Origin of the sequence: Metabacillus niabensis (assembly GCF_020524345.1) — a bacterium.
GTDB lineage: Bacteria > Bacillota > Bacilli > Bacillales > Bacillaceae > Metabacillus > Metabacillus niabensis_B.
Genome location: NZ_JAIVLH010000054.1, coordinates 1 through 3,687, shown reverse-complemented (window position 1 = coordinate 3,687; position 3,687 = coordinate 1). Strand labels below are relative to the sequence as shown.

Sequence of the window (3,687 nt, the reverse complement as noted above, 5' to 3'; positions counted from 1 at the left end):
GAACACGGAAGTTAAGCTCTTCAGCGCCGATGGTAGTTGGGGGTTTCCCCCTGTGAGAGTAGGACGTTGCCAAGTAAAAAGAGGAAAAAGATCAGTAGAGATACTGGTCTTTTTTTTGTGTGCAAAAAGAAATAATAACCGAGGTTTCTCCGAAAAACGAACTAGGTAAAAACTTTTTTATTTTAACTCTCTTTAGCAAATTTTCATCTAACTTTTTCGTATTTTTATCCTGATTTTGTAAACCTTAATAAGTATTATTAGATATTTGTTCACTAATTAGAGGTGTGGATGTTGCGTGTTAAAAGAATGAACAAAGAGAAATTCTTAATCTTATTGGCTCTATTTATCATCTGTATATACCTATCCCCTTTATATTTTTTAGGAGAGAACGCCCATATTCGTGTTCATGATAATCTCGATTCTAATATGGCCTGGTATAAGGTGTTGAGTGAAAGTGGGCAGCTATTAGGTTCAACTAATGCAACTATCTCTCAGGTGATTAATGGGCTTCCCAGGAATGCGTATGGTACTGAATTCAGCTTGATTGTGTGGCTGCATGTTATGTTTCCCACTATGATCGCATATGCTCTCAGTCAAACAATTACTAGAATATTTGCTTTTATTGGGATGTATTTACTTCTAAAAGATCACTTCCTAAAAAATAAAGAATACCATCTTATTTCTGTTGGGGTAGCATTAGCATTTGCATTGACACCTTTTTGGCCTTCCGGAATGCTCAGTACATTAGGAATGCCACTTGCTCTGTGGTCTTTTTTACATATAAGAAATGGAACTAGAACATGGAAGCAATATCTTGTCTTAACTCTTTTACCCTTTTACTCCAGTGTTGTTTTAGGATTTTTCTTTTTTTTATTTGGGATGGGTGTTTTCTGGGTTGTTGATTTTATTAGAGGAAAACGAAATTATTATTTTTTATTTTCACTTTGCTACATGACAGCACTGTATTTAATAGTTGAGTATCGATTAGTATACTCTTTTATATTTGATGAAGAGCCGAATAGTAGAGATGAATATTTTCATGCAAGACTATCTTTGTGGAGAGTAATCAGATTAACATTTAAAAATTTTGTGTTAGGTCATACACATGTAATGACAGTTCATGGAATTTTTGTTCTCGCTGTTTTATTTCTCTCTCTTACCATCATTATTTCAAAAAAGTTATGGAAAGAAGAGAAGGTGTATATATACTTCCTGCTATTAAACTTCTTGTTATCCGCCTGGTATGCGTTTTGGTTTTACAAGGGATGGTTACCTTTGACGAAAAAATTTCATGTCCTGGATACTTTTAACTTTGCAAGGTTTCATTTTTTAAGACCATTGATCATATATGTTGGGTTTGGGTTAGGACTCAAAATAATTTGGAAGCAGAGAAATAGCTGGAAGCCGCTAGCGACATTTTTTATCATCGCACAAGTTGTTATACTACTAGGCTTTAATGATGAGATTATTTATCATAAAAAACCGTCAGTAAAAGAGTTCTATGCTGAAGAGCAGTTCAAAGATATTAAGCTACATATTGGATTGCCACAAGAAGAATACAGGGTAGTGAGTATTGGTATTCATCCTTCCATACCTCAATATAACGGTTTTTACACACTTGATACATATAATAATTTCTATCCTTTATCATATAAGTACAAATTTAGAGCCATTATTGAAAAAGAGCTTGAAAAGAATAAAACAATACGTACCTACTTTGATGAGTGGGGAGGACGTTGTTATCTATTCACAGATGAACTTGGCAAGCATTATATGTTTACAAAGAATTCAAAGAAAACGTTAAAAAACCTTGAATTAAATACAAGAGCATTAAAAGACTTGGGAGGGATGTATATATTTTCAGCAGTACCGATTGAGAACAGCGATGATAATCAATTGGTACTTGAGAGAACATTTGAGTCAAAGTCATCCGCTTGGAAAATTTACTTGTATAAAGTCTTATAAAGCTGGAGGTTTACCATGAATGATCCTATTTTAACAATCGTTGTGCCATGTTATAACGAAGAAGAAGTTTTACCAGAGACTATATCGGTGTTATTAGCGGAAATAAATTACCTAATAGAGATTAATATCATCTCCGAAGACAGTAAAGTTCTGTTTGTTGATGATGGAAGTAGAGACAGGACATGGTCGATCATATATAAAAATAGTCTAGAAAGTGAATTTGTGCACGGATTAAAGCTGGCAAGAAATGTTGGCCACCAAAATGCACTATTAGCTGGATTAATCACTGCATGCAAAACATCGGATTGCGTTATTTCAATTGATGCAGATTTACAAGATGATGTATATGTCATTAAGGATTTTATGCAAAAGTTTAGAGAAGGATTTGATATTGTTTATGGAGTAAGGAAGAAAAGAGACGCAGATAAATTCTTCAAGAAAGCTACAGCATTAAGTTTCTATAAAATGATGCAAAGGTTAGGGGTAAACCTTGTTTATAACCATGCAGATTTCCGGTTAATGAGTAAGAGAGCAGTTGAAGAGTTAGAAAAGTTTGAGGAAGTTAATTTGTTTTTGAGAGGGATTGTGCCTTTATTAGGTTTTCCATCAACATCTATTTATTATGACCGTAAAGAAAGACTAGCAGGTGATACAAAATATCCATTTAAAAAAATGTTATCATTTGCATTTGAAGGGATTACGTCATTCTCTGTTACACCTATAAGGTTTGTGATGTTGGTAGGAATACTATCTTTTATCACTAGCCTGTTATTTGGGACTTATTTTGTCGCATTAAAATTTCTTGGAGAAACACAAACTGGCTGGACATCACTTATTACCTCTATATGGCTAATAGGAGGATTGCAACTAATTGCAATTGGATTGATTGGAGAATATGTTGGTAAGGTATATAAAGAATCCAAAAGACGACCAAGATACAGTATTGATGTTAATACTCTTAACTTGACACAACAATTGATGGAGAGGAACTTAGAATCAAATGGTGGAGATCATAGAGAATTACTTTAATAAATCAAATACTTTTATTAGGTACATTCTTGTTGGAGTGTTAAATACTATTATAGGAATATCAATCATACTTCTACTGTTTGAGGTGCTAAAATTATCCTATTGGAGTTCAACATTTATTGGAAATAGCGTTGGGGCAATAGTGAGCTATTTTATGAATCGTAACTTTACATTTAAAAGTAATGTAGAAAATAAAAAGGGAATACTGCTTTTTACTATTGTTATATTAGGAAGTTACTTTATATCTTATCCCATCGGGTATCATCTATTGTTTAAGGATATATTTAAATCAACTATAATAGGAAGTGAGTTATCAATATTACTTTCTGCATGTGTATATACAATCTTAAATTATCTGGGACAGAGGTACCTAACATTTCGTAGATGAGGTTATTTTGAAAATTAACAGTTGATAAATATTAGTTTGATTGGTAAGATATACATCTAGTCGCGAGAAGTTAAAATCCTCTGACTTAGTAACATTTATAAAATCTCAACTTTACTGTTGACATTATTTTATGGAAATGTTAAGATGTAATTCCGGTCGTGATTAAGGTTGATGACTGGACAAGTTAAAAATGATCTTTGAAAACTAAACAAAACCAAGCGTGCCAACGTTAATTTCGATTAACAAAAACGTACTATATAGTACAAACTTTTATGAGCTATATCAAACACTTTATTGGAGAGTTT

Annotated in this window: 3 protein-coding genes; all 3 read left to right on the top strand. The window is 32.7% G+C overall.

The genetic code is table 11. The annotated features are described in order from the left end of the window. Positions 1-306: 306 nt before the first annotated feature. Genes LC095_RS26520 through LC095_RS26510 form a run of 3 tightly spaced genes read left to right on the top strand, consistent with a single transcriptional unit; the run spans position 307 to position 3,382 of the window. The gene (locus tag LC095_RS26520) at positions 307-1,965 is read left to right on the top strand and encodes a DUF6044 family protein (RefSeq protein WP_264196221.1); all 1,659 of its coding nucleotides are present in this window, start codon (positions 307-309) and stop codon (positions 1,963-1,965) included. Between the two features lie 15 nt (positions 1,966-1,980). Next, complete coding sequence (locus tag LC095_RS26515) at positions 1,981-2,994, top strand: glycosyltransferase family 2 protein (RefSeq protein ID WP_226530906.1); 1,014 nt, start codon at positions 1,981-1,983, stop codon at positions 2,992-2,994. Beyond that, a complete protein-coding gene (locus tag LC095_RS26510) occupies positions 2,966-3,382 on the top strand; it encodes a GtrA family protein (RefSeq protein WP_226530905.1) in 417 nt (138 codons plus the stop codon). Before LC095_RS26515 ends, LC095_RS26510 begins: the two co-directional genes overlap by 29 nt. The last annotated feature ends 305 nt before the right edge of the window (positions 3,383-3,687 follow it).

What these genes read in the sequence shown, in the direction of transcription:
- LC095_RS26520 (WP_264196221.1), top strand. Translation starts at nt 307, where the DNA reads ATGAACAAAGAGAAATTCTTAATCTTATTGGCTCTATTTATCATCTGT.
- LC095_RS26515 (WP_226530906.1), top strand. Translation starts at nt 1,981, where the DNA reads ATGAATGATCCTATTTTAACAATCGTTGTGCCATGTTATAACGAAGAA.
- LC095_RS26510 (WP_226530905.1), top strand. Translation starts at nt 2,966, where the DNA reads ATGGTGGAGATCATAGAGAATTACTTTAATAAATCAAATACTTTTATT.